Origin of the sequence: Aminobacterium sp. UBA4987, assembly GCF_002396985.1 — a bacterium.
Classification (GTDB): domain Bacteria; phylum Synergistota; class Synergistia; order Synergistales; family Aminobacteriaceae; genus Aminobacterium; species Aminobacterium colombiense.
In genome coordinates this window covers 556784-578903 of record NZ_DGZF01000009.1, presented here as the reverse complement: position 1 = coordinate 578903, position 22120 = coordinate 556784, and the positions used below count along the sequence as shown (strand labels likewise).

Here is a 22120-nt window from a genome sequence, read left to right as displayed (position 1 = left end):
TTAGTGTTCGCTCTCCTCCACACTGTATTCTTCCACTTCTTCGAGAGTGGGAAGTTCCGCTATTGACTCAAGACCAAAATGTTCAAGAAAAGTTTCGGTAGTCCTGTAAAGCAAGGGAGATCCTGTCCCTCGCCTTCGCCCCGCAATACGTATAAGGCCATGGGAAAGAAGGGTTTCAAGTACCCGTTCACACCTGACCCCTCTGATTTCTTCAATTTCCGCCCTCGTAACTGGCTGGTTATAGGCTATTACAGCAAGACTTTCAACAGCTGCGCGGCTTAACCGCACTTTTTGACGTAATGCCGTTTCTCTGAAAATAGCCACGGTTTCGGCAAACTCAGGATCTGTGCATAGTTCCCAACCCTCTGCCACTTTTCGCAGGGTAATTCCATGACCCTGGGCATAATGGTCTGAAAGCTCTCCTAACGCTGAGCATACAGCTTCCAGAGATTCATCCAAATGCGTAGACAGTTCCTTCTCTGACACTGGTGTAACAGCGACAAAAAGGAGAACCTCAACGTGTTTGGCTAGAGATGATAACATCTCCAAACAACTCCTTTTGTGTAATGGATATGAGTCCAGTCCTAGCCATTTCCAGAAGAGCCAGGATCGTAACCACAAGAACAGAACGAGTGGAAGTCCCTTTGAGAACGTGAGAAAGGGATAAAGAGGAATAATCTTCTAAATACGCTCTGAGCTCTTCTATTTTTCTGTCGATTTGTATTTCTTCAGGCACTGCCGCAGGAATTCCCCGCCAGTTTCCAATGGATTGTTTTTCTATATTCGACAATGGCTCTTCTCTGCTAGGGGCAGCGATCAGCTGCCACCAGAGATGGCTTAAACTGTAAAGATCTCCCAGGTCGTAAGATGGGACTTCCTCAACATCAGCTGCTCTCTTAAAGAAATTATCCTGCTCCTCTTTTTTTTCTATAAGGCGAAAAGCTGCCTCACGATAGGGTCTGTACCGCAAAAGGTGCCCCAACAACTCTTCTTCAGAAATAGGATCTTCGGGAGGGGAGCTTTCTTCCCCATCAGTCTTATGCTGACCAGGCAATAGCGCCATAATCTTTTCAAGAACCAGCCCTGCTGCAAGAGAAAGAAACTCTGCCACCACATATATAGACACCTTTTTAGAATGGGACAGATAGGCCCCGTAAATATTAACCAGGTCTGAAACCTTTATCTGAGTGGCTTCAAACTGGCGACTCTCTACGAGATAACAAAGAAGATCTAAAGGCCCTGAAAATCCCTCTATCTCTACCTGGAGGGGGAAGGTCCCTTTTTCCACACTCTATCTCCCCTATCCCCTGGGGACAAAACCAATAGAATTTACTATCTCGTCGATGGTTTGCTGAGCTAAAATCTGTGCTCTTTCTGCGCCAGCCAGTATGATATTCCTCAAGTTCTCAGAATGGGATTCGTAATATCGGCGTCGCTCATGGATAGGTTCCATCACCCGCTTTACATGCTCCATAAGCATTTTTTTACACTGAACGCACCCTATTCCCGCTGTAGTACATCCTTTTATAATTTCTTTATGCTGTTCCTTGTCATCATTAAAAACTTTGTGCAGATCCCAGACTGGGCATTTTTCCGGATCCCCAGGATCTGTTCTGCGCTCTCTAGCGGGATCTGTAATCATGGTCCGAATCTTATTCCACATTTCTTCTGGAGAGTCAGCTATATCTATGCTGTTTCCATAAGATTTGCTCATTTTTCGACCGTCTGTACCTGGTACCTTGGGAGTCGGTGTCAAAAGCATTTGCGGCTCAGGGAGTATTTCTCCATAAAAATTATTGAAACGACGGGCCAGCTCTCTACTGATCTCAAGATGGGCGCTCTGATCCTCCCCTACCGGAACCATCTCTGCCTTGTAAAGAAGAATATCTGATGCCATAAGAACTGGATAACCCAAAAAAGCATAGGTACCTAAGTCTTTATTCTGTATGTTTAATATCTGCTCTTTGTAGGTTGGATTCCGCTGAAGCCAGCCAAGAGGGGTTATCATGGATAAAGCCAAATGGAGCTCAGCATGCTGGGGAACATGAGACTGCACAAAAATTGTACTCTTTTCAGGGTCAAGACCAGCCGCAAGCCAATCTAAAAGAACCTCCTTGCAGTTTTTTCGAATCCTGCTGCTATCTGCGTAATCAGACATCAAAGCATGCCAGTCAACAATACAGTAAAGACATTCGTATTCGTTCTGAAGGCGCACCCAATTTGTTAGAGCCCCGGCCAAATGGCCCAAATGAAGTTTTCCTGTAGGTCGCATGCCGCTGAAAACTCTTTTTGCCATGTTTCTCCACCTCATTTATTTGAAATAAAATTAAAAAATAATCTTTGACTACTGTTATTTTACTCGATTTGAAGTCTGTTAGGGCCTTTATCTTTAAGTTGTACTACAGGAAGATTAGAGAGGGCCATCAGCCTGCAAAGGGCGGCCAACGAATATCGCTCCATTTCGCCGTGATCCACAACACAAAGGGCCATGCCCAAAGAGCATGCATCCAAGATCTGATGATACTTCATGTCAGCGGTAATATAGACATCAGCGCCCTTATCAAGGGCGGCAGTCCAGAGATCACCACCGGATCCGCCGCAGAGGGCAGCAGTCTTCACAATTCTATCTGGTTCCCCATATCCGGTCACCCATGACAGATTCCAGTCATTGCGAAGCTTAACCATCAAATTTTGCAGGGAACAAGGTTTTAGCAAAGATCCCCATGCCCCAAGCCCCTCAGAGTTTTCCATTGGAAGCAAAGGGAGAAAGCCCTCTTTCAGCAAAGGTCTTGCAAGCTGTACATTAACGCCTTCACGCGCCTTGTCCCAGTTAGTGTGCACGCTGATGACAGCTATACCATACTCAAGGGCCTTCTGAATAACCAGAGAGACAGGGCTTTCAAGATCGATAGTTTTCAGCGGCGAGAAAATAAGAGGGTGATGCACCACGAGACAATCACATTTTTCACCTCTAGCCTCTTCTAAAACATGTACGTCTGGATCCAGGGCCACTCCTATTTTTGAAGCCCTCCACTGCGAGCTTCCTACCATAAGACCAACATTATCCCATGGTTCTGCAAGACTCAGGGGAGCAAAGGTATTGATATGATTTATAATATCAATTACTAGCATCTTTTCACCTCCAAGTTCCTACTTTACGGCAATCAAACTATATAAAAAATGCCGCTTCCTACAGGGAAACGGCATTAACCTTCAATGGTGGGCCTACCTGGACTCGAACCAGGAACCTTCCGGTTATGAGCCGGTGGCTCTAGCCACTTGAGCTATAGGCCCTAAAAGAACGCTGACCATTATACGCCCCTTCCCCCTCTAATTGCAACCCCTGCTTCGTCAAAATTACCCTTTAGCAATTAAAAGGGGGATTCCAGCCAAAGAGAATCTATTCCTCTACTGTTATGCAGGCTACTGGACAGCTATCTGCTGCATCCTTAGCACATTCTGCACCTTCCGGCTTCATTACCTTTGCAACCCCGGCATCTTCATCTAAAGAAAACACCTCGGGGCAAATCTGAGCGCACACACCGCAACCGATGCACTCATTTTGATCGAGACTTACACGCATGAAGACCGGTCACCTCCTCCTGAAGCAGGATTTTATATCAGGTCGATGCATGAGTCAAACTTTGTCCTCAAACTTATTTCCAAAAAGCCACTTCCGGAGTAGACTTACCCATACTTTTCAGGCTGAATAAAGCTGTATAGTCAGACACAGCCTTTATCTCTGGTTCCGCAGAAGCAAGGAAAACTCCTATGCCGCATACTTCTGCGCCAAATTCTTTGGCAACAAGCAGCATCCCCGCCGCTGTGCTTCCGCCCCTCATAAAATCGTCAACTATCAAGACTCTGCTGCCACGTTCCAGTTGCTTTGTTCCCATATACATTGCTCTCACTTCCCCTGTTTTTGTCGGGAAATGAACGGCTACGGCAGAACCATCACTGGGACGGTTGCGGAACCGGCAAACTGCAAGGGGAACGCCGAGAGCATGGGCAGTAAAGAGCCCCAGAGGAATTCCCTTAACTTCAGTTGTCATAACGATATCAGGTTTCGTTGCCTGGAAATACGTCGCCATAATAAGCCCAAGACGTGACGCATAATAGGGATTAAACAGAATATCGCTGTAATAAATAAGCCCGCCGGGTAAAATTCGATCCTCTTGGGAAAGCAGGTCTTTGATCTCCAAAAAAAGCTGGCCTTTTACATTTTCAGACATAGAGGGGATAAAAGAAGCTCCGCCTGTACGGCCTCTGTCTACCTGTATGCCCCCAAGACCTTCCTGGGTCAGCGCCGAATCAATCAGTACCACGTCATCACTTATAACAGTTTTTGAAACGCCAAAATCGTTCGAAAGAGCTGTGAGTGAAATTTGCCGAGACGGCGTTGTCAAAAAACGGCATACAGTCCTGATGAGACGTTCCGTTCTCTGTCCTTTCAACGATCATCACTCCAAAATAAGATTTGTTGGATCCATTCCATCTTTTCAAATTGTGAGAGCTTAACCGGTTTACCATTTGCCGGGAACAAGGCGAAAACACTGCTTCCGCTGCCAGACAACCCATAGCCCAATGCATTGGAACTCTCACATTCATTAAAAAAAGCTTCATATTCAGGATGTTGTTCCGCCAGCCAAGGATAAAAATCATTGGGTAGAAACCCTACATTTTCTCCCCTCAGAAGACTTTGGTAGATTTTTTCCACCTCTGCCAGGCCAGTCCACTCATTACAGGGGAAACTGCCCCCCTTATCCACTCCGTAAAAGGCATCTACACCTGCGTAGGCAAGGGACGTAGACACCCCCCATCCAGGGATGGCGACAACTATCTGCATGGGCGGCAACGGCCCTCTGCAAGCTGATTTTTCTCCTTTCCCCACAACAAGGGAAAGGAAATATCTGCTGTAAAGGAAGGAAACATCTGAACTGATCTTTTCAAGAATATCGGAAGTCACTTCGCTTCCTTCGAAAAGCCGAGCCCATCGCAAGAAAGAAGCCGCATTGCCGCTCCCAGCCCCCAACCCTGTTCCAGGCGGGATCTGCTTAGCGAGGGCAACATGTAAACCAGGAAGACTCCATCCTTTACTTTCAAGACACTCTATTGTCTTTTCTACAATATTTTTCCCATCTATGACGATATGGCCAGTTGTGGCAATTTCCCTGACATTATTATCTTTATATGTAGAAATTGTCAATGACTCCATCGCCGGTAAACGTAAAAACAGGGAGACCAGGTTATGATAGCCATCTCCCCTTTTTTCTGTAATTCTCAAGGTGAGGTTTAATTTCCCATCAGAAGAAAGGGTGTATCGCATATTATCGACCTCCATATCCCACAGCAGGCAAAAAAATACCCCGGCGTGTTGAACGCCAGGGTTTTGTTGCATTACAAGGTTTATTATGTATTGTTACCGGACATAGGCTCTAATTCTACTTCTTTTGTTAGTAGTTCCGCATAACTGAACGAAACCTTACTGTCTTGAGACTCCACATAGAGGGTAAATAGATTCGGATAAACCTCAAGAACAACTCCCTGTTTCTCTTCAATTTTGCGACGTCCTTTGGATGTCCGGTACTTCACGCGCATTCCCTTGTACAATGCTACTTGCTCACGAATTGAGGCAAGATTTCCAGCCATCCAGGGTCACCTCTATTATAAATAAGTTTCACGAATTATAACACAAAAATGCAAAAAACACAAACAATATGGCTGGAGTCTTGCAATTTTGTTACCTTATTTTTGACTTTTTTGTTCCAGTTTATGAAGAAGCAAGACTCGTTTCTCCCCCACTCGACGAGTATACCCCCTGGCATCCAAATACTCGAGAAGGGGAAGAACGAATTTTCTGCTGCTTCCAGTTATATCACGAACTGCAGCGATAGTGATGTCATCTTTGATCTCTTTAACAATTGTAATAAACTTCTCCTCTACATCTTTCGCCAAAACAAACTTTCCGCCAATAACGAAGGCCTCCCCCCGTTCCCGTAAATCCTTCAAGAAAAGAGAGAATTCCTTTTCTCCCATGGAAAGACCATGCTGCAGCTCATCTATAAGGGGCAGCTGAAATTCAAGGTTCCCGCAAAAAATCTTGAACTCGTCAAGCTTTTTAAAGAAAGCGCTGTCGTCCTGAGGAACAAAATCAGGCAAGCGCATCATGTTGCTATCAATAACAAAAATATTTTTCTGCGCCATGAAGTCGATCAACAAACGAGCCGTTTTTCTCTCTATACTTTTAAGGGGGCCGGTAAGTATATCGTCGATCATTGCGCCAGCCTGGTGAGGGCGTTCTTCGTGAAATGCTTTCAAGAAGGCAGCAATATCATGCTGGTAGTGGGCGAAGGTATCCTGAGACATATAGCAATCCACCCCCGAGGCCAGCAGAACTATCTTGTTATCCTTTTGCAGCTGACGAGCCATTTCGTCCACATCAGCGGGAAGTTCCTGCAAATCCACAAGGATATCTTCTCTGGAAATGCTTCCATGGAAACGCACCAGAATTTCCATTCTTTCTTTTGGCCCCTTTGCGTCACGCAACTCTTCAAGACACTGTTTATAAGCACCTTTAGCCCCTTTCCCCTTGGGTTTTTTACCGTAAGCAAAGAGGATTCTTCCGCCGCCGATGGTTACCAGCGGACTGTAGAAACGAATGACAAATCGCTGATCTATGGTGGCCACAACGCCTTCTTCCATAACCAATTGAGCAACAGCTGATTCCCCAGGTAAAAGAGACGTTTTATCAAAAAGTGAAACCCGGGCAATCACATCAGCCGTCCCAACATGAAGGCGTACCCGCTGCCAATGCTTTAAGGGTTCCGAAAAGGAGGTGAGAAGAGAAAGTTCAACATCAAAACATCTGGTCTCTCTGTAAACATCACGGGCACAAACTACATCTCCACGAGTCAGCTCATCTAAAGAAACGCCCGACAGACTCATGGCTACACGCTGGCCAGCACAGGCAACATCCACAGTATGGCTGTGCACCTGTACACTTCGAACCCGTACATCCTGATCTGCGGGAAGAATTGAAACTTCCATCCCGGGCCCTACTTGCCCCTTATAGGCCGTACCGGTAACGACCGTTCCAAAGCCTGAAATGGGAAAGGCCCTGTCAATGGGCATAAAAAAAGGCCCCCGCCTTGTACGAGGCTGAACCCTATCTATTAATTTAGCTAATTCCTCCATAAGAAGGGGAATATTTTTATTTGTCACTGATGAAACGGGGACTACCACCTTCCCCTCAAGAAAAGTACCTTGCACAAAATCAGTAACGTCGGCAATAGCAAGCTCCAAAAGCTCTTCATCAACCAGATCAGCCTTAGAAATGACAATGACACCGTCATGCACTCCAAGAAGATTGAGAATGGCCAAATGCTCTCGTGTCTGGGGCATAACTCCCTCATCTGCAGCCACAACAAGCATAACGGCATCAATGCCTGACGCGCCGGCCACCATTTGACGAATAAACTTCTCATGTCCTGGCACATCTACTATGCTCACAACGCGGCCATCATGAAGCTTAAGAGGGGCAAAGCCCAATTCTATGGTTATGCCTCTCTTTTTCTCTTCATTCAGCCTATCACAACTTACCCCCGTCAGCGCCTTTACCAGAGTAGTCTTTCCGTGATCGATATGGCCGGCTGTTCCTAGAACGAGAGATATTTCCTTCTCATTCACCTTTCTTCACCTCCAGCAGCCACGCCAGCCCCTGAAGAATCCGCTCAACATCTTTGTCCATCAGAGTCCTCACATGAAAGATCAGTGAGTCTTCACTGGCTCCCGCAACTATAGGCATCTCTGCCTGACGCAACAGGGTCTGAAGAGTGCCGGCACTTCCAATGTGTTGAATTTTCAATGCCACCCCATATCCTTTAAGCCTGGTTACCGGGAAGGCCCCCCCGCCAACAGCATCGTTTACTTCGACCACGGCTGGCTCCAGATGGGGAAAGGTTTTTTTGATCTTACGGCGTAGAGCCTGGGCTTTTTTCCTGAGATCTTCCACCTTTAATGTAAGCATGCTCAATGTGGGAATTTCATTCCATCGCCCCTGCAAATACATTCGAAGAACTTTTTCAAAGGCGGCCAGCGTCATCTTGTCTACACGCAACGCACGCAAAAGAGGATAGGTGCGAAGTCTGTCAATGAGGCTTTTTTTGCCCACAACCGCTCCTATTTGGGGACCTCCCAGCATCTTGTCTCCTGAAAAGGTGACGAGATCCACTCCCGCCATAATACAATCCTTTACAGTGGGTTCTCCGCAAAGTCCCCACGGAGAAAGGTCTATAAGAACCCCGCTTCCCAAATCCTCCATAAAGATTACGTTTTTTTCCCGGGCCAAATGGCTCAGTTCTTCCCGAGGCACAGAGGAAGTGAACCCCTCGATTCTGAAGTTTGAAGGGTGCACCTTCAGCACCATGGATGTTTCATCTGTAAATGCCTGCCCATAGTCTTTCAGATGGGTACGGTTTGTAGCGCCAACTTCTACTAACCTAGCCCCTGAAAAGGCCATAATATCCGGGATTCTGAAGGAACCACCTATCTCCACCAGTTCTCCCCGTGAAACAATAACTTCTTTTTCCCTTGCCAGAGCCGCCAGGCATAAAAGGACAGCTCCCGCATTATTATTCACAACAACAGCAGCTTCTGCGCCTGTAAACTGACAAAGGAGCCATTCTACATGGGCGTTACGCTGCCCTCTTTTGCCTTCTTTTAGGTCAAACTCAAGGGTGTTATAGCGCGCCGCAACCTGACAAACTGCTTCCACGGCCTCAATAGGCAGGCAGGAGCGTCCCAGATTAGTGTGCACAACCACCCCAGTGGCGTTCACTATAGGCTGTAAACTGAGAGCAACTCGCCCTTTCAAAACAGCAATTGCTCTTTGATTAATTCCGTCTATGGATGTTTCTACTGCTTCGTCATGGAGAACGGCTTTTCGCGTTTCCGCCAAAATAGAAGAAAACACATTTTTAACCATTTCTCGCCCCAGCTGCTCCTCATAAAAAAGAACCCATGGCTCACTCAGCAACTCGTCCATTGCGGGAAGATTTTTTAAAATTTTGTTCTTATCTGATTCCACCGCAGCTCCCTGCCTTCCTAATGGCATCGTCTATGCCCTTCATCTATAAACTAGAAAAAAACAAGAGAATGGGATACATTATAATTATTATTCCTAAAAACTGTATCGCTCTCTATATAGGCACTATTCTAACCGATAATGAAGATTAACCGCGCAAGGAGGCAAACATAAATTCATAAAGCTTCCCTTGCCGCAGCCCATATAACAAGAATGGAGGAATCAACAATGACAAAGAAAATTGATGCCCGAGGAAAAGCATGCCCCCAGCCGGTCATGATGACTAAGGAGGCCGTAGAAAAAGGAGAAAGGGACCTTGTTATTTATCTTGACAACCCTGTAGCCGCATCGAATGTACAGCGTTTTCTTTCAAAACAGGGATTTTCCATGTCCCTCCGGGATGAAGAAGGCCACATAATTATAGAAGCCAAGGCACAGGGGAACCTTTCTCCTGTTCCTACCCCAGTACAAGCCCAGGACGACAAAACAGCGATTTTGATCACCCGAATCATTCTGGGCGGAAAAGACGCAGAGCTTGGAGAAGTTCTCATCAAAGGCTTTTTAGGAACTCTTGCCCAGCTTGAAGTTCCACCTGCATCCATAGCCCTTATGAACGAAGGCGTTAAGCTTGCCAACAAAGGAACACCCACATGCGAGCACCTTCAAGAAATAGCAGCAAAGGGAACGACAGTGCTCGTGTGCGGCACATGTACCAATCATTTTGGAATAACGGATAACGTTGGCGTAGGCACTATTTCAAACATGTTTGAAATCACTGACACTCTGCTTAAAGCCGCAAAAGTAATATCCTTTTAGAGTTGCCTGATCATCCAGCATTGCTTTAGAGCCGTAACGGAAGAGAGCTAAACACCATGTTTAAAAGAAGGGACGCGGCCTCTTCCGTATTTTTTTCTGGAGTGAGAGCTTCAAATAAATCTTTGTACTTCTCGACCTCCGGAACGTAAACGATCTCGAAATCTTCACCAGTCTCGTCTCTGCTCGCATGAGGGGCTGTTTCATCAAAAATAACCAGCCAACCGGGAAAGGTTATGCCCATAACCGCCCAATCCATTTCGGGAACTTCTGCCAATGGGCCCAACACTGTGGATGATTTATGGACAAGCTCGTCGTTCTCCAGCCATACTCCTAGTTTTTCCGCTTCATTCCCCACCAATAGAACGAGGAGTCCACTTTGATCATCTGCCGCATAAACTCTCAACATGTTTTTTATGCAATACACATAGGATGATGACACCTCGGATACGTAATCGAGATAGTTCCTGAGATCTTTCTCCACTTCCAACTCATAGCCTTTGGGCGGTCTGGTTTTTTCTGCATAAAACCGGGGGATCTCAAATAAGAGATGTTGAAATAAGTCTTCGTTAGCGTTAGAAAATTTCAGCAACCAATACACTGTCCTCTTCCTTCCTTCCTAAACTTATTGTATTTTTGGAGCTAGATAATGAGCGACCATATAGCGTTGGCCACTCTCATACCCTTTCTGGAAAGAGCCAGAGACGTCCCGTTCATGAGAAGGCAATCTTCTGGCACATTTTGCAGATCACTGAGGATGCTATTAAAGAGTTTATCCCCGAACCGCTGTGTAAAAAGAGAGATATCAATACCCTGAGAAGTTCGCAAAGCTAGTACAGCAAATTCTCTACCCCTTTTTTCTAAGTCGAGGCGCTCTTTCCCCTCTACTGCTGATTTATCTTGAGATATCCTGTCCACGTACTCAGCTAGGGTTCTTACATTCCAGAAACGGACCCCATCATTATAGCCCCACGCCGAAGGGCCGAGGGGCAATACGTTCTTTTGGAACCAGTACGCTTGATTGTGACGACACTCACAGCCAGGTTTGGCAAAGCTCGCAATCTCATATTGAGAAAAGCCTTTTTCTTCCAGATACCACTGAGACCATCGATAATGACCATATCCATTCTGCAGACCGGAAGGAGGCATTTTCCCCCAGACAGAGCCCTCTTCTATAGAAAGCTGGTAGATCGAAAGGTGCGATACTCCTGAATGGACCAGACCAGAAAGGGAGTGGTGCCATTTTTTAAGAGACTGGCCTGCAAGTCCGAACATGAGGTCGCCGCTTACATTAAAACCATATTTTAAAAGCTGATCAACAGCCCATAGGGCCCGTGCTGCGGTATGATGCCTTTTTAGCCATAGAAGTTCATCGTCCCATAGACTTTGTATCCCTAGACTAACCCTTGTTACACCCCAATCCTTCCACAAAGCCATATGCTCCACTGAGAGGGATTCAGGATTGGCCTCGATTGAAATTTCTGTATCCAAACAAAGTTCAAGGTGGGTCACAAGGGATTCTATAAGTCTCTGCCACTGCAATACCGAAAGGCACGTGGGTGTGCCCCCCCCTACATATAAAGTGTGGATAAGGGGCTTTTCGCCATATTGGCGATCCCACCACCGCAACTCCTTCTCTATAGATCGAACATAAGCATCTTTTTCATCGTCTGTCCCTCTCTGGCTATAAAAAGCACAATAGGGACATTTTACAGAACAAAAAGGAACATGAAGATAAACAGAAAGGGGGTCTATTGTTCATCCTCCTCGTCAACCTTGAGAAAAGCAAGGAACGCTTCCTGAGGAATTGAAACCTTCCCCAACTGCTTCATTCGTTTTTTTCCTTCTTTCTGTTTTTCAAGCAGTTTTCTCTTTCGAGAAATATCTCCGCCATAACATTTAGCCAAAACATCTTTACGAAGGGCTTTAACATTCTGCCGAACGATAACTCTTCGTCCTACAGACGCCTGGATCGGCACCTCAAAAAGCTGTCGTGGAATAAGCTCTTTCAGTTTTCTTACCACTGCCTGTCCCCGATGAAATGCCGCATCTTTGTGACAAATAAATGAAAAGGCATCGGCTGCTTCTCCGCTGATAAGCACGTCTACGCGCACCAGGTCTGCCGCACTATACCCGCGATAGTCGTAATCGAGTGATGCAAAACCCCGAGTTTGTGATTTTAGTTTATCATGAAAATCAAGTATAAATTCGGCTAAGGGCAAATCATAGACTAAACGAACCCTCTCCGGGGAAAGATAATCCATGGATACGTAGTTTCCACGCTTATCCTGGCAAAGCTGCATAGCTTTCCCTACAAACTCTGAGGGCAAAAAGGTTGTAAGGCGAATAATGGGCTCGCGCACCTCTTCAATTTCTGATATGTCGGGAAAATCCGAAGGTCGGTGGGCCTCTATAATATCTCCCTCTTTTGTAGTTATTTCATATAGAACGTTAGGAGCGGTAGCCACAAGGTCTACGCCAAATTCTCTGTGCAGACGCTCTTTCGCCACGTCCATGTGCAATAGTCCCAGAAAGCCGCATCTGAAGCCAAATCCAAGGGCCTCGGAAGATTCTGGCTCGAAGGTAATGGATGAGTCGTTTAGGGTCAGTTTTTCAAGGGCATCACGAAGCTGAGGATAATCATCTCTCTCCACAGGGTAAAATCCACAGAAAACAACTGGCTTTACCTTCTTGTACCCTGGCAATTGTTTGACCGCTGGTTTCTCATAATCAGTAATGGTATCTCCCACATGGGCCTCAGCTACTGTTTTGATATTGGCTATGACATATCCCACTTCCCCGGCTGAAAGGGTTTCCACAGGTTCGAAAAGAGGTCTGAAAACTCCCACTTCCTCTATTTGATAAGACGAGCCCGTCACCATGAAACGAACATTCTGGCCAGCCGTAATGGTGCCATTTACAACCCTGACATAACAGATAACACCACGATAATTGTTATAAACGGAGTCGAAGATCAACGCCTGAAGGGGGGCTTCCGTATCTCCTTCTGGTGCCGGAACCTGGGCTACAATCCGTTCAAGAATATCCTGTATGCCTATTCCTTCCTTGGCGCTTGCTAAAATAGCGCCATCAGCGTCTATACCGACAACTTCCTCTATTTCTTTTTGAACCGATTCCGGGTGGGCTGATGGAAGGTCAATTTTGTTGATGACCGGTATTATTTCAAGCCCCTGGTCTACCGCCATATAGGCATTGGCCACCGTCTGGGCTTCCACGCCCTGGGATGCATCAACCACAAGCAGAGCCCCTTCACAGGACGCAATAGACCTGGACACTTCGTAGGTAAAATCCACGTGTCCTGGGGTGTCGATCAGATTCAGTATGTATTCGTTGCCGTCCTTACTCTTATAACTCATTCTCACCGGCACAAGTTTGATGGTTATTCCCCGTTCTCGCTCCAGATCAAGGGAATCAAGAAGCTGAGCCTTCATTTTTCTAATTTCCACCGTCCCTGTATATTCAATAAGACGGTCGGCCAGCGTTGACTTCCCATGGTCAATATGGGCGATAATACAAAAGTTGCGTATTCTAGAAAGACTCATATTTAAACTATTCCCTCCGCTTCTCCTCTTTCGAAGGCAGTTGTCTCTTCATTTTTAACAAAATTCCGAACCATATACACTATAATTATTACAAACCACCATTCTACAATTATAGATGAACATATATTATACAGAAACAAATGACATTATACCCGAAAAGACATTCCAAACATATTTCTTGATAATGCCTCTGACTTGCCATCAGACAGAGACAATAAAAAGGCTGGGAAGCCTTTTTTCCCATACATAAACGCCCTTTCGCAATCTCTCGAAACAGAAGAGGTAAAGGTTGACATTTTTCAGGCTAAGAATAATAATGTAAGCATATACCCTTTTTGGAGGTGCCTTACATGGTAAAAAAAGAGCTTTTATATGAAGGAAAAGCCAAAAAAATGTACAAAACAGATGATCCAAATATGATTATTGTAGAGTACAAAAATGACCTCACGGCGTTCAATGCCCTGAAAAAGGATTCTATTGAAGGGAAAGGTTCCCTCAACAACGCTATTAGTGCTTCTCTTTTCGAGTATATGAACGAAAATGGCATACCGAACCATTTTATCCAGAAAATTGACGATACTCACCAGATTGTAAAAAAAGTAAGAATCCTTCCCGTCGAAGTCGTGGTTCGGAACATTACCACCGGAACCCTTTGCAAACGCCTTGGCATCGAAGAAAACATCCGTCTCCCCCGTCCCCTAATAGAATTCTATTACAAAAATGACCAGCTCGGCGATCCCCTTATCCTTGAAGACCATGCCGAACTCTTTGGCTGGGCTACAAAAGAACAAATTTCCTTTATGAAAGAAACATCTTTGAAAGTCAATACACTGATGAGTGCCTATTTTGACACTCTGAATATCATTCTGGTGGATTTCAAGCTTGAGTTCGGGGTGGATGCAAATGGCACTATTCTTCTGGCCGACGAAATGTCACCAGACACCTGCCGTTTTTGGGATAAGACCACAATGAAAAAACTTGACAAAGACAGATTCCGGAAAGATCTTGGCGATGTTCTAGGCGCATACAGAGAGATCTGGCGTCGTATTTCTGAAAAGGAGGCAAATTAAATGACCTTTAACGTAAAGCTTTTAGTCTATCCAAAAGAAGAGGTGCTTGATTCTCCGGGAAAAGCCGTTGCCGGCTCCCTTTTATCTTTAGGGTATTCTTCTGTAAAAAACGTGCGCATTGGACGCTATATCCAGCTATTGATCAATAGCGACACGGCAGAAGAGGCACGTCAGCAAGTGGAAAAGATGTGTGATGATCTTCTTGTAAATTCCCTTATTGAGGAATTTACCATTATTTCAGTGGAGGCATAGCCGTGAAAGCATGTGTAGTGGTCTTTCCTGGAAGCAACTGCGACCAGGATGTAGTCTATGCCCTGCGCCATGTAGTTCAGGCCACAGTAGAAACTGTGTGGCATAAAGAAAAGAACCTGCCAGCAAACACGGACCTTGTTGTTCTGCCAGGAGGCTACTCCTACGGTGACTATCTTCGCACTGGCGCTATGGCTGCACGCTCTCCAATTATGGATGCCATTCGTGAGTATTCTGAAAAGGGGGGGCTCCTTCTTGGTATTTGTAACGGTTTTCAGATACTTACAGAGGCCGGTCTTCTGCCTGGAGTGCTTCTTGCGAACAAATTTCTTCGTTTTATCTGCAGCCCCTGTTATTTGAAGGTAGAACGCAATGACACACCCTTTACCCTTCGCTACTCTAAAGGACAGGTAGTTCAGTTCCCCATCGCCCATCATGAAGGGCTTTTTTATCTTCCGGAAGAAGATTTGAAAGTACTGGAAAAAAATAATCAGGTGGTGTTCAGATATGCTTCCCGCGATGGAGAAATAGCTGAGCAGCACAACCCAAACGGAGCTTTACACCATATTGCAGGGATTACCAATGAAAAAGGAAATATCTTAGGTCTTATGCCTCACCCGGAACGAGCCAGCGAACTGCTTTTAGGCGGAGACGACGGAGCTGTAATGTGGCAATCGATCAAAGCATGGATCAAAAAGGAAGGTGTCAGATGATGGACTATCGCCTGGCTGGATTGAGACAGGAAGAATATGAAGAGATAAAACGCGTTCTTGGCCGTGAACCCAACGAAAACGAACTTCGTATCATGGGAGTTATGTGGTCAGAACACTGCAGCTATAAATCGACGAAACATCTTCTGCGCAAATTTCCCACCACTGGAGAAAAAGTCATCCTTGGCCCCGGTGAAAATGCTGGCGTAGTCGACGCTGGCAATGGATGGGGAGCAGCCTTTAAAGTAGAGAGCCATAACCATCCCTCTGCCGTTGCGCCTTACCAGGGAGCAGCCACTGGCGTAGGCGGCATCATCCGTGATGTCCTTGCTCTTGGTGCCAGACCTGCCGCATCTATGGACGGTCTTTTCTTTGGCGATCCTGAAAACAGGAGAACGCAGACACTTTCACAGGGAATCGTGGAAGGAGTGGGCGGTTACGGCAACCCTGTTGGAGTTCCCACAGTAGGAGGAAAAACTGTATATGATTCCTGCTATACCGATAATCCCCTCGTCAACGCTTTTAATCTTGGCCTTGTCCGCCTTGACCAGCTTGTAAGTTCTAAAACAGCCAGACCCGGCCTTCGAGTTCTGATCCTTGGTTCTAAAACGGGAAGGGATGGAATAGCTGGCGCAGCTTTTGCATCAGCCGAGCTTTCGGACGACACGAAGTCAAGCCGCCCTTCCATACAGATCGGAGACCCTTTTACAGAAAAGCTGCTGATCGAAGCCTGTCTTGAACTCAGAGATAAAAAACTTATTGTCAGCATGCAGGACATGGGAGCCGCCGGCATTACGTCTTCTTCCAGCGAAATAGCTGCTAAGAGCGGCGTTGGCATGATCCTCCATTTCGATAAGGTTCCTCTTCGAGAAGAAGGAATGACCCCTTGGGAAATTGCCTTATCAGAATCCCAAGAGAGAATGCTCCTTATCGTCGAGCCAGAAGATTATGACGAGGTAGCTGCTGTTGCTTCTAAGTGGGGGCTTGACTGTACCGATATCGGAGAAACCATCCCCGGAGATCAGTACACCATCCTGTGGAACTCCGAAGTTGTGGCTCAAATGCCAGCCTCCCTTATTGGAGACCGTTGCCCATCCATACACTGGCCCTCAAAACGTCCAGGAGACCTTGAAAAAAGATGGGAATTCGATCTGGAAGATCTGCCCATGCCAGAAGATTTCAACAAGGCCGTACTTGATCTTGTAACATCTCCATCTCTTCGAAGCAGACGGTGGATATATGAACAATACGACCAGATGGTCCAGGCCAATACTGTTCAGGGACCGGGGGTGCCAGTCAGTGTTATCAGAATAAAGGAAACCGGTCGTCTCATAGCCATGACAATGGAATCCGACCCATGGAAATGCTACCTCGACCCCTACCGCGGCGGAGCCGAAACTGTTGCCCGCTCCATCAGAGCACTGGCCGTGGCAGGAGCTACTCCCCTTGGCCTCACAGACTGTCTGAACTTCCCTTCACCGGAAAAGCCTGAGCAATACTGGGAGCTGGAAGAGGTTGTCCACGGAATGTCAGATTGCTGTAAAAACCTGGAGTGCCCTGTGGTTTCCGGTAATGTGAGCCTTTACAATGAAAGTTCAACTCAGCGCATTCTTCCAACCCCTGTTGTGGGAACCGTAGGGGTTATAGATTCACCTGACCATTATCTTAGAAGCGGCACCTGGCAGGAAGGGGATCATCTTTTTCTCGTTGGTGCAATGAATGCTCCTCTGGACGGCAGCCAGTATCTCTTGCAGGCTACTGGAAAGACAATGGGGCGGCCACTGCCCTTCACCCCAGAAATAGAGACGGATTTTTCCCTTCGCGCCCTTAAAACAGCGCGACAGCAGCTTGCCCATAGCGGTCGACCCATCGCTGGCGGCGGGCTGGCGGCGGCACTGGTAAAAGAAGCCGTAATGACCGGTCTTGGAGCGGCGATGAGGATGCCCTTCCCCACCCGCATGGATGTTTTCCTCTTCGGAGAAGGCACTCCGCGAGCCCTCTACGCTGTCCCTTCAGACAAAGTGGTGCAGTTCAGGTTAGTATGGAATGGATTTCCCTTTGTGGAACTCGGTCAGATTGGTGGAAACTATCTAACACTCGAAAATATATTCGATCTTCCAGTCCCGGTTCTCACTGAGCGTTGGGAGGGGCGTTAAATGTGCGGTGTCTTCGGTGCGTTTACCCAAAATGGAGGGCCTGTCCTTGAAGATGTGTATCTCGGTCTTTATGCCCTTCAGCATCGGGGGCAGGAATCAGCAGGTGTTGCCTGGGTAGATGACAACAACGCAATAAGAACTCAAAAGGGAAATGGGCTGGTCCACCTCGCCCTTGATCAGGAAGCTTTGGCTAAAATAGACACTCGATGTGCAATTGGGCATGTACGGTATTCCACTGCGGGTGGTTCTGACCCAAGAAACATTCAGCCTCTTACCGCCAGCAATTCCAGAGGTTCTGTTGCTGTCGCCCATAACGGCAACATTACAAACGCCGAAGCACTGAAACAATATCTTGAAAACAGGGGGGCTATTTTCCACTCCCTTACTGATACTGAAGTTTTGCTGCACCTCATGGCTCATCAGCCCCATAAACCCATGATCGACGCCTTTGTCGACTCTCTGAGGCGGCTCAAGGGCGCCTATTCCCTGGTTATGATTCTCGACGGGAAATTGGTAGCTGCGCGAGACCCATGGGGGTTCCGCCCCCTGGTCATTGGACAGCGCGATCGTATCATATATGTTTCTTCTGAAACATGCGCACTGGACCTTGTAGGGGCGAAAGCTCTTCGAGAAGTCGCGCCTGGCGAAGTGGTGGTTATTGACAAGGATGAGATAAAAAGCATTAGAATTCCTGTTCAGACCAAGTGCCATTATCAGTGCTCCTTCGAATATGTTTATTTCGCCCGCCCCGACAGCATCCTGGCAGGTCGTTCTGTTTACGCTGTCCGCAAAGCACTGGGGCACTGCCTGGCTAAAAGAGCTCCATGTCTTTCCGCAAACATGGTCACAGGGATGCCGGATAGCGGAACCATCGCTTCTATGGGATTTGCGGAAGGAAGCACTCTCCCCTATGAAAAGGCCATCGTACGAAACCGATATGTGGGACGAACCTTTATTAACCCCACACAGAGAGTCAGAGAACTTGGGGTCCGTATCAAATTGAACCCTATACATGATCTGATCAAAGATCGCAAGATCGTAGTTATCGACGATTCTATCGTACGGGGAACCACAAGTCAGCGCATTATAGCCATGATCCGAGCGGGGGGAGCAAAAGAAGTCCATGTACGGATCTCTTCTCCTCCCGTCTGTTTCCCCTGTTACTACGGGATCGATACGCCAAGCCGTGTTGAATTGGCCGCTGCCCGTATGAATATTAAGGAGTTGGAGAAAATTATAGGAGCCGATTCCCTGGAATATATTACTGTTGACGATCTTGTCCAGGCCATCGGATTACCCCGTAACGAACTCTGTACCGCATGTTTTACGGGAGAATATATGGAAGGAGAAACGCAGGATGAGCTTGAGCTATAAAGAAGCCGGTGTTGACATTGAAGGCGGCAATGAGTGGGTTCGTACCATCGGCCGCATTATGTCGACCCTACCAAGAGATCCTAACGTGGTAGGTGGAATTGGAGGATTTAGCGGCCTTTACAAAATAAGCGATGATCTGATGCTTGCCGGCTGCTGTGACGGCGTAGGAACAAAACTGGAAGTTGCCAAACTGGCCTCTGATTACAGCGGTCTTGGCCAGGATCTGGTGGCCATGAATGTTAATGACCTCATCACCTGCGGCGCCAAGCCTCTCTTCTTTCTGGACTATATTGCATGTGGGCGCTTAGACCAAGACGTGCTCGCGCCAATTGTTAAAAGTGCGGCAGAAGCCTGTATAGAAAGCGGCTGCGCCCTTCTCGGAGGAGAAACAGCGGAAATGCCGGGAGTCTACCCTGAAACCGGCTTTGATCTCGCAGGTTTTTCTGTCGGCATCGTATCGGCTTCAAAGCTGATAGATGGGCGTTCCATAGAAAAAGGAGACGTTCTCGTCGGTCTGCCAAGCTCTGGCATCCATAGCAACGGCTATAGCCTTGTGAGGAAAGTACTTCTGGAAGGTGAAAGGGCCCTGCCCATAGACACCTTTCTTCCCCAGCTGGGGGAATCGTTGTCAAAGGCCCTTCTTCGTCCAACTCGCCTCTACCCAAGAATTGCTTTAAAAACCATAGAAAGACACCAGATCCACGGGATGGCCCATATTACCGGCGGCGGGCTGGAAGAGAACATACAGAGGGTTTTACCTTCGGGGCTATCGCTCCATGTGGATTTTTCAGCATGGGAACGTCCTGCAGTTTTCCAGGTGATCTCTGAGGCAGGCGTAGAAGAAAAAGAAATGCGTCATGTATTTAACCTTGGTATTGGATACAGCTTCATAGTTTCTCCTTCTGAAGCGGATAGCATTGTTGGCTTTCTGACCAGAGAAGGCGAAAAACCTGTGATATTCGGAGAAGTTCACTAGTCATGCCCCGTATCGCTATCCTCATCTCTGGAACAGGAACCAATATGGCTGAAATCAACAAGAGAGTTAAGAGCCATGACCTTTCCTGTGAAATTTCTTTTGTAGCAAGCGATAATCCTGTCGCATTAGGCTTGCAATATGCCCAGAGTGAGGGGCTCGAAACAGTGCTGCTTCCCTATGGAACAGAGGGGAGAGACAAAGCAGAAAAGGTATTGCATGATCTCTGTTGTTCCCGTGATGTTGAATGGATCGTCCTCGCAGGCTTTATGAAAATCCTTTCACCCAGGTTTGTGAGGAAATGGGAACGGAAAATCGTTAATATACATCCGGCCCTTCTTCCTTCCTTCCCAGGAACAAATGGGGCCAGGGATGCCTGGGACTATGGCGTAAGAGTAACAGGGGTGACGGTCCATTTAGTGGACAGCGGAGTGGATACAGGTATTATTCTTTCTCAAAAAGCCGTTACTATTGAAAAAGAAGACACCCTTGATTATCTTGTAAAAAAGATCCATGAGGTAGAATATGATCTCTATTGGCAAACACTTAAAAAGCTATTCCAAGGCGCATATTCTTTTCAAGGGAGGAGAGCAATAGATGACAGCAACTAAAAGAGCTCTTATTTCTGTTTTTGACAAACAGGGAGTAGAAGATTTTGCAAAGAAACTTATAGAAAGAGGCTGGGAGATCGTTTCCAGCTCTGGTACTGCCAAAAAGCTGCAGGAAGCAGGTATAAATGTCATAGAAGTTTCTGATCTCACAGGATTCCCCCACATTTTAGGAGGCAGGGTCAAGACCCTCCATCCCTTTATTTCAGGCGGAATTCTTGCCCGCCGCCATGTGGACGGAGATCTGAGGGACATAGAAACTTTTAAGATACCTTTAATAGATATGGTGGTCTGCAATCTTTACCCCTTCCAGGAAGTGGCCCAAAGAGGAGCTAATATAGACGAACTCCTTGAAAACATTGATATTGGCGGGGTTACTCTTATCCGTGCCGGGGCTAAAAATTACCCTCATGTCATTATACTGACCGACCCTTTAGACTATGAACAAATACTGGAAGAGCTAGATGCGGAAGGCAACGTCACCCTTCTCACCCGTCAAAGTCTTGCTTTGAAAGCCTTCGCTCATACGGCCGCCTATGATGGCGCTATCGTGGAAGGGCTTTCTTCTGAACTCGGCGTTGAGCCTGAAATGAAAGAAGAGCTCACTATCCCCCTGAAAAAGGAACAAGATCTCCGCTATGGAGAAAACCCTCATCAGGAGGCGGCCCTCTATCTTCCACCTATGAAGAAACTGCCATGGGAGCAGCTTGGGGGGAAACCTCTTTCATATAACAACATACTTGATCTCGATTGTGCCATGAGGGGAGCTGCCCTGCTTCAGGATGGGCCGGGGGCGCTTGTCATTAAACATACGACACCCTGCGGAATGGCCTATGGATCAACATTGAAAGAAGCCTACGAAAAGGCCTTCAGGTGTGATCCGCTTTCCGCCTTTGGTGGCGTTGTGGGCTTTTCCCGCCCTCTGGATATGGAAACAGCTCTCGCTGTTTCACAGCATTTTACAGAAGTACTTCTCGTTCCAGATGGGGAAGATGAGGCCTTAGAGTTCCTAAAAAAGGATAAACCCTCTCTGCGCATTCTGAAATGGAAAGGCGGCAAAGTGCTCCCCTGGCAAATTACCAGCACATGGAGCGGCTTCCTTGTACAGCAGGACATTTTACCCCCTCTTCCCAACCCTGATAAGGGAACATGGATTGGACCACGAAGGGACGAGCTCTGGAAAGACATGCTCCTCGCATGGAAGGTTGCCTGTCTTTCAAAGAGTAATGCTGTAGCCATAATAAAAGATGGTGAAGCCGTGGGAATAGGCATGGGGTTCTGCAGTCGTGTATTCGCTGTAGATTTTGCCACAAACCAGGCTAAGGAAAAAGCAAAAGGCGCCGTGATGGGCAGTGATGCTTTTTTCCCCTTTCCAGATGGCGTAGAAGCAGCAGCCAAAGCTGGTATCAAGGCTATTATTCAACCTGGCGGATCGGTACGAGATGACGAAGTCTTTAAAAGGGCGGAAGAGCTGGGACTCAGCATGTTCATTAGCGGCTGGCGCACATTCCGTCATTAAGGA

At 47.0% G+C, this 22120-nt stretch carries 22 protein-coding genes and 1 tRNA gene; 9 read left to right on the top strand and 14 right to left on the bottom strand.

The window, feature by feature from the left end:
- From scpB to selA, 11 genes are all read right to left on the bottom strand, one after another.
- Positions 1-543, bottom strand: coding sequence for an SMC-Scp complex subunit ScpB (scpB, locus tag B2U56_RS07030; protein WP_286952958.1), 543 nt, complete (start codon positions 541-543; stop codon positions 1-3).
- Positions 515-1288, bottom strand: a complete 774-nt coding sequence (locus B2U56_RS07025; protein ID WP_286952956.1) for a segregation and condensation protein A — start codon at positions 1286-1288, stop codon at positions 515-517. Before B2U56_RS07025 ends, scpB begins: the two co-directional genes overlap by 29 nt.
- 12 nt (positions 1289-1300) lie before the next feature.
- On the bottom strand, positions 1301-2296 hold the full coding sequence (gene trpS, locus B2U56_RS07020; RefSeq protein ID WP_013048480.1) for a tryptophan--tRNA ligase: 996 nt from the start codon (positions 2294-2296) through the stop codon (positions 1301-1303).
- Between the two features lie 59 nt (positions 2297-2355).
- Positions 2356-3132: a Nif3-like dinuclear metal center hexameric protein gene (locus B2U56_RS07015; RefSeq protein ID WP_286677126.1), complete on the bottom strand. Its 777-nt coding sequence runs from the start codon at positions 3130-3132 to the stop codon at positions 2356-2358.
- A gap of 85 nt (positions 3133-3217) precedes the next feature.
- A tRNA-Ile gene (locus B2U56_RS07010) sits at positions 3218-3294 on the bottom strand.
- A 106-nt stretch (positions 3295-3400) separates the two neighbouring features.
- Positions 3401-3583 (bottom strand): ferredoxin, encoded by a 183-nt coding sequence (locus B2U56_RS07005; RefSeq protein WP_013048538.1) that lies wholly within the window; start codon positions 3581-3583, stop codon positions 3401-3403.
- 73 nt (positions 3584-3656) lie between these two features.
- A complete protein-coding gene (locus tag B2U56_RS07000; RefSeq protein ID WP_273312376.1) occupies positions 3657-4454 on the bottom strand; it encodes a phosphoribosyltransferase family protein in 798 nt (265 codons plus the stop codon).
- Positions 4451-5326 (bottom strand): 4-(cytidine 5'-diphospho)-2-C-methyl-D-erythritol kinase, encoded by an 876-nt coding sequence (locus B2U56_RS06995; RefSeq protein WP_286952954.1) that lies wholly within the window; start codon positions 5324-5326, stop codon positions 4451-4453. Before B2U56_RS06995 ends, B2U56_RS07000 begins: the two co-directional genes overlap by 4 nt.
- An 83-nt stretch (positions 5327-5409) precedes the next feature.
- A complete protein-coding gene (locus B2U56_RS06990; protein WP_013048541.1) occupies positions 5410-5649 on the bottom strand; it encodes a Veg family protein in 240 nt (79 codons plus the stop codon).
- 96 nt (positions 5650-5745) lie between these two features.
- Positions 5746-7686, bottom strand: coding sequence for a selenocysteine-specific translation elongation factor (selB, locus tag B2U56_RS06985; protein WP_286952953.1), 1941 nt, complete (start codon positions 7684-7686; stop codon positions 5746-5748).
- Positions 7679-9112, bottom strand: a complete 1434-nt coding sequence (selA, locus tag B2U56_RS06980; RefSeq protein ID WP_286952952.1) for an L-seryl-tRNA(Sec) selenium transferase — start codon at positions 9110-9112, stop codon at positions 7679-7681. The genes selB and selA overlap by 8 nt, the downstream gene beginning before the upstream one ends.
- 198 nt (positions 9113-9310) lie before the next feature.
- Here selA and yedF point away from each other — a divergent pair, with 198 nt between their 5' ends.
- Positions 9311-9898, top strand: coding sequence for a sulfurtransferase-like selenium metabolism protein YedF (yedF, locus tag B2U56_RS06975; RefSeq protein ID WP_286952951.1), 588 nt, complete (start codon positions 9311-9313; stop codon positions 9896-9898).
- A 25-nt stretch (positions 9899-9923) separates the two neighbouring features.
- Here the strand turns inward: yedF and B2U56_RS06970 are convergent, their stop codons facing one another.
- From B2U56_RS06970 to lepA, 3 genes are read right to left on the bottom strand one after another with little or no spacing between them, the layout of a single operon-like run.
- Positions 9924-10496, bottom strand: a complete 573-nt coding sequence (locus B2U56_RS06970; protein WP_286952949.1) for a hypothetical protein — start codon at positions 10494-10496, stop codon at positions 9924-9926.
- Between the two features lie 41 nt (positions 10497-10537).
- Positions 10538-11650, bottom strand: coding sequence for a radical SAM family heme chaperone HemW (hemW, locus tag B2U56_RS06965; RefSeq protein ID WP_286953117.1), 1113 nt, complete (start codon positions 11648-11650; stop codon positions 10538-10540).
- Positions 11647-13458, bottom strand: coding sequence for a translation elongation factor 4 (gene lepA / locus B2U56_RS06960; RefSeq protein ID WP_013048547.1), 1812 nt, complete (start codon positions 13456-13458; stop codon positions 11647-11649). Before lepA ends, hemW begins: the two co-directional genes overlap by 4 nt.
- A gap of 350 nt (positions 13459-13808) precedes the next feature.
- Between lepA and purC the strand changes: the two genes are divergently transcribed.
- The 8 genes from purC to purH are packed head-to-tail and all read left to right on the top strand — an operon-like array spanning position 13809 to position 22117.
- Positions 13809-14528 (top strand): phosphoribosylaminoimidazolesuccinocarboxamide synthase, encoded by a 720-nt coding sequence (purC, locus tag B2U56_RS06955; RefSeq protein WP_013048548.1) that lies wholly within the window; start codon positions 13809-13811, stop codon positions 14526-14528.
- Complete coding sequence (purS, locus tag B2U56_RS06950; RefSeq protein ID WP_013048549.1) at positions 14529-14780, top strand: phosphoribosylformylglycinamidine synthase subunit PurS; 252 nt, start codon at positions 14529-14531, stop codon at positions 14778-14780.
- Positions 14781-14782: 2 nt separating this feature from the next.
- Positions 14783-15490, top strand: a complete 708-nt coding sequence (gene purQ / locus B2U56_RS06945) for a phosphoribosylformylglycinamidine synthase subunit PurQ (protein ID WP_286952948.1) — start codon at positions 14783-14785, stop codon at positions 15488-15490.
- Positions 15490-17643 carry a phosphoribosylformylglycinamidine synthase subunit PurL gene (gene purL, locus B2U56_RS06940; RefSeq protein WP_286953115.1) on the top strand — a complete coding sequence of 718 codons (2154 nt, stop codon included), beginning with the start codon at positions 15490-15492 and terminating at the stop codon, positions 17641-17643. Before purQ ends, purL begins: the two co-directional genes overlap by 1 nt.
- On the top strand, positions 17644-19017 hold the full coding sequence (gene purF / locus B2U56_RS06935; RefSeq protein WP_013048552.1) for an amidophosphoribosyltransferase: 1374 nt from the start codon (positions 17644-17646) through the stop codon (positions 19015-19017).
- Positions 19001-19993, top strand: a complete 993-nt coding sequence (gene purM, locus B2U56_RS06930; RefSeq protein ID WP_286952946.1) for a phosphoribosylformylglycinamidine cyclo-ligase — start codon at positions 19001-19003, stop codon at positions 19991-19993. The genes purF and purM overlap by 17 nt, the downstream gene beginning before the upstream one ends.
- A 2-nt stretch (positions 19994-19995) precedes the next feature.
- The gene (purN, locus tag B2U56_RS06925) at positions 19996-20601 is read left to right on the top strand and encodes a phosphoribosylglycinamide formyltransferase (RefSeq protein ID WP_013048554.1); all 606 of its coding nucleotides are present in this window, start codon (positions 19996-19998) and stop codon (positions 20599-20601) included.
- The gene (gene purH, locus B2U56_RS06920; RefSeq protein ID WP_286952945.1) at positions 20588-22117 is read left to right on the top strand and encodes a bifunctional phosphoribosylaminoimidazolecarboxamide formyltransferase/IMP cyclohydrolase; all 1530 of its coding nucleotides are present in this window, start codon (positions 20588-20590) and stop codon (positions 22115-22117) included. The genes purN and purH overlap by 14 nt, the downstream gene beginning before the upstream one ends.
- Positions 22118-22120 lie beyond the last annotated feature (3 nt).

Bases quoted from the DNA above. Each gene is read 5' to 3' on its own strand.
- scpB (WP_286952958.1), bottom strand. From the start codon at position 543: ATGTTATCATCTCTAGCCAAACACGTTGAGGTTCTCCTTTTTGTCGCT.
- trpS (WP_013048480.1), bottom strand. From the start codon at position 2,296: ATGGCAAAAAGAGTTTTCAGCGGCATGCGACCTACAGGAAAACTTCAT.
- B2U56_RS07015 (WP_286677126.1), bottom strand. From the start codon at position 3,132: ATGCTAGTAATTGATATTATAAATCATATCAATACCTTTGCTCCCCTG.
- B2U56_RS07005 (WP_013048538.1), bottom strand. From the start codon at position 3,583: ATGCGTGTAAGTCTCGATCAAAATGAGTGCATCGGTTGCGGTGTGTGC.
- B2U56_RS06995 (WP_286952954.1), bottom strand. From the start codon at position 5,326: ATGCGATACACCCTTTCTTCTGATGGGAAATTAAACCTCACCTTGAGA.
- B2U56_RS06990 (WP_013048541.1), bottom strand. From the start codon at position 5,649: ATGGCTGGAAATCTTGCCTCAATTCGTGAGCAAGTAGCATTGTACAAG.
- selA (WP_286952952.1), bottom strand. From the start codon at position 9,112: ATGCCATTAGGAAGGCAGGGAGCTGCGGTGGAATCAGATAAGAACAAA.
- yedF (WP_286952951.1), top strand. From the start codon at position 9,311: ATGACAAAGAAAATTGATGCCCGAGGAAAAGCATGCCCCCAGCCGGTC.
- lepA (WP_013048547.1), bottom strand. From the start codon at position 13,458: ATGAGTCTTTCTAGAATACGCAACTTTTGTATTATCGCCCATATTGAC.
- purC (WP_013048548.1), top strand. From the start codon at position 13,809: ATGGTAAAAAAAGAGCTTTTATATGAAGGAAAAGCCAAAAAAATGTAC.
- purS (WP_013048549.1), top strand. From the start codon at position 14,529: ATGACCTTTAACGTAAAGCTTTTAGTCTATCCAAAAGAAGAGGTGCTT.
- purL (WP_286953115.1), top strand. From the start codon at position 15,490: ATGGACTATCGCCTGGCTGGATTGAGACAGGAAGAATATGAAGAGATA.
- purF (WP_013048552.1), top strand. From the start codon at position 17,644: ATGTGCGGTGTCTTCGGTGCGTTTACCCAAAATGGAGGGCCTGTCCTT.
- purM (WP_286952946.1), top strand. From the start codon at position 19,001: ATGAGCTTGAGCTATAAAGAAGCCGGTGTTGACATTGAAGGCGGCAAT.
- purN (WP_013048554.1), top strand. From the start codon at position 19,996: ATGCCCCGTATCGCTATCCTCATCTCTGGAACAGGAACCAATATGGCT.
- purH (WP_286952945.1), top strand. From the start codon at position 20,588: ATGACAGCAACTAAAAGAGCTCTTATTTCTGTTTTTGACAAACAGGGA.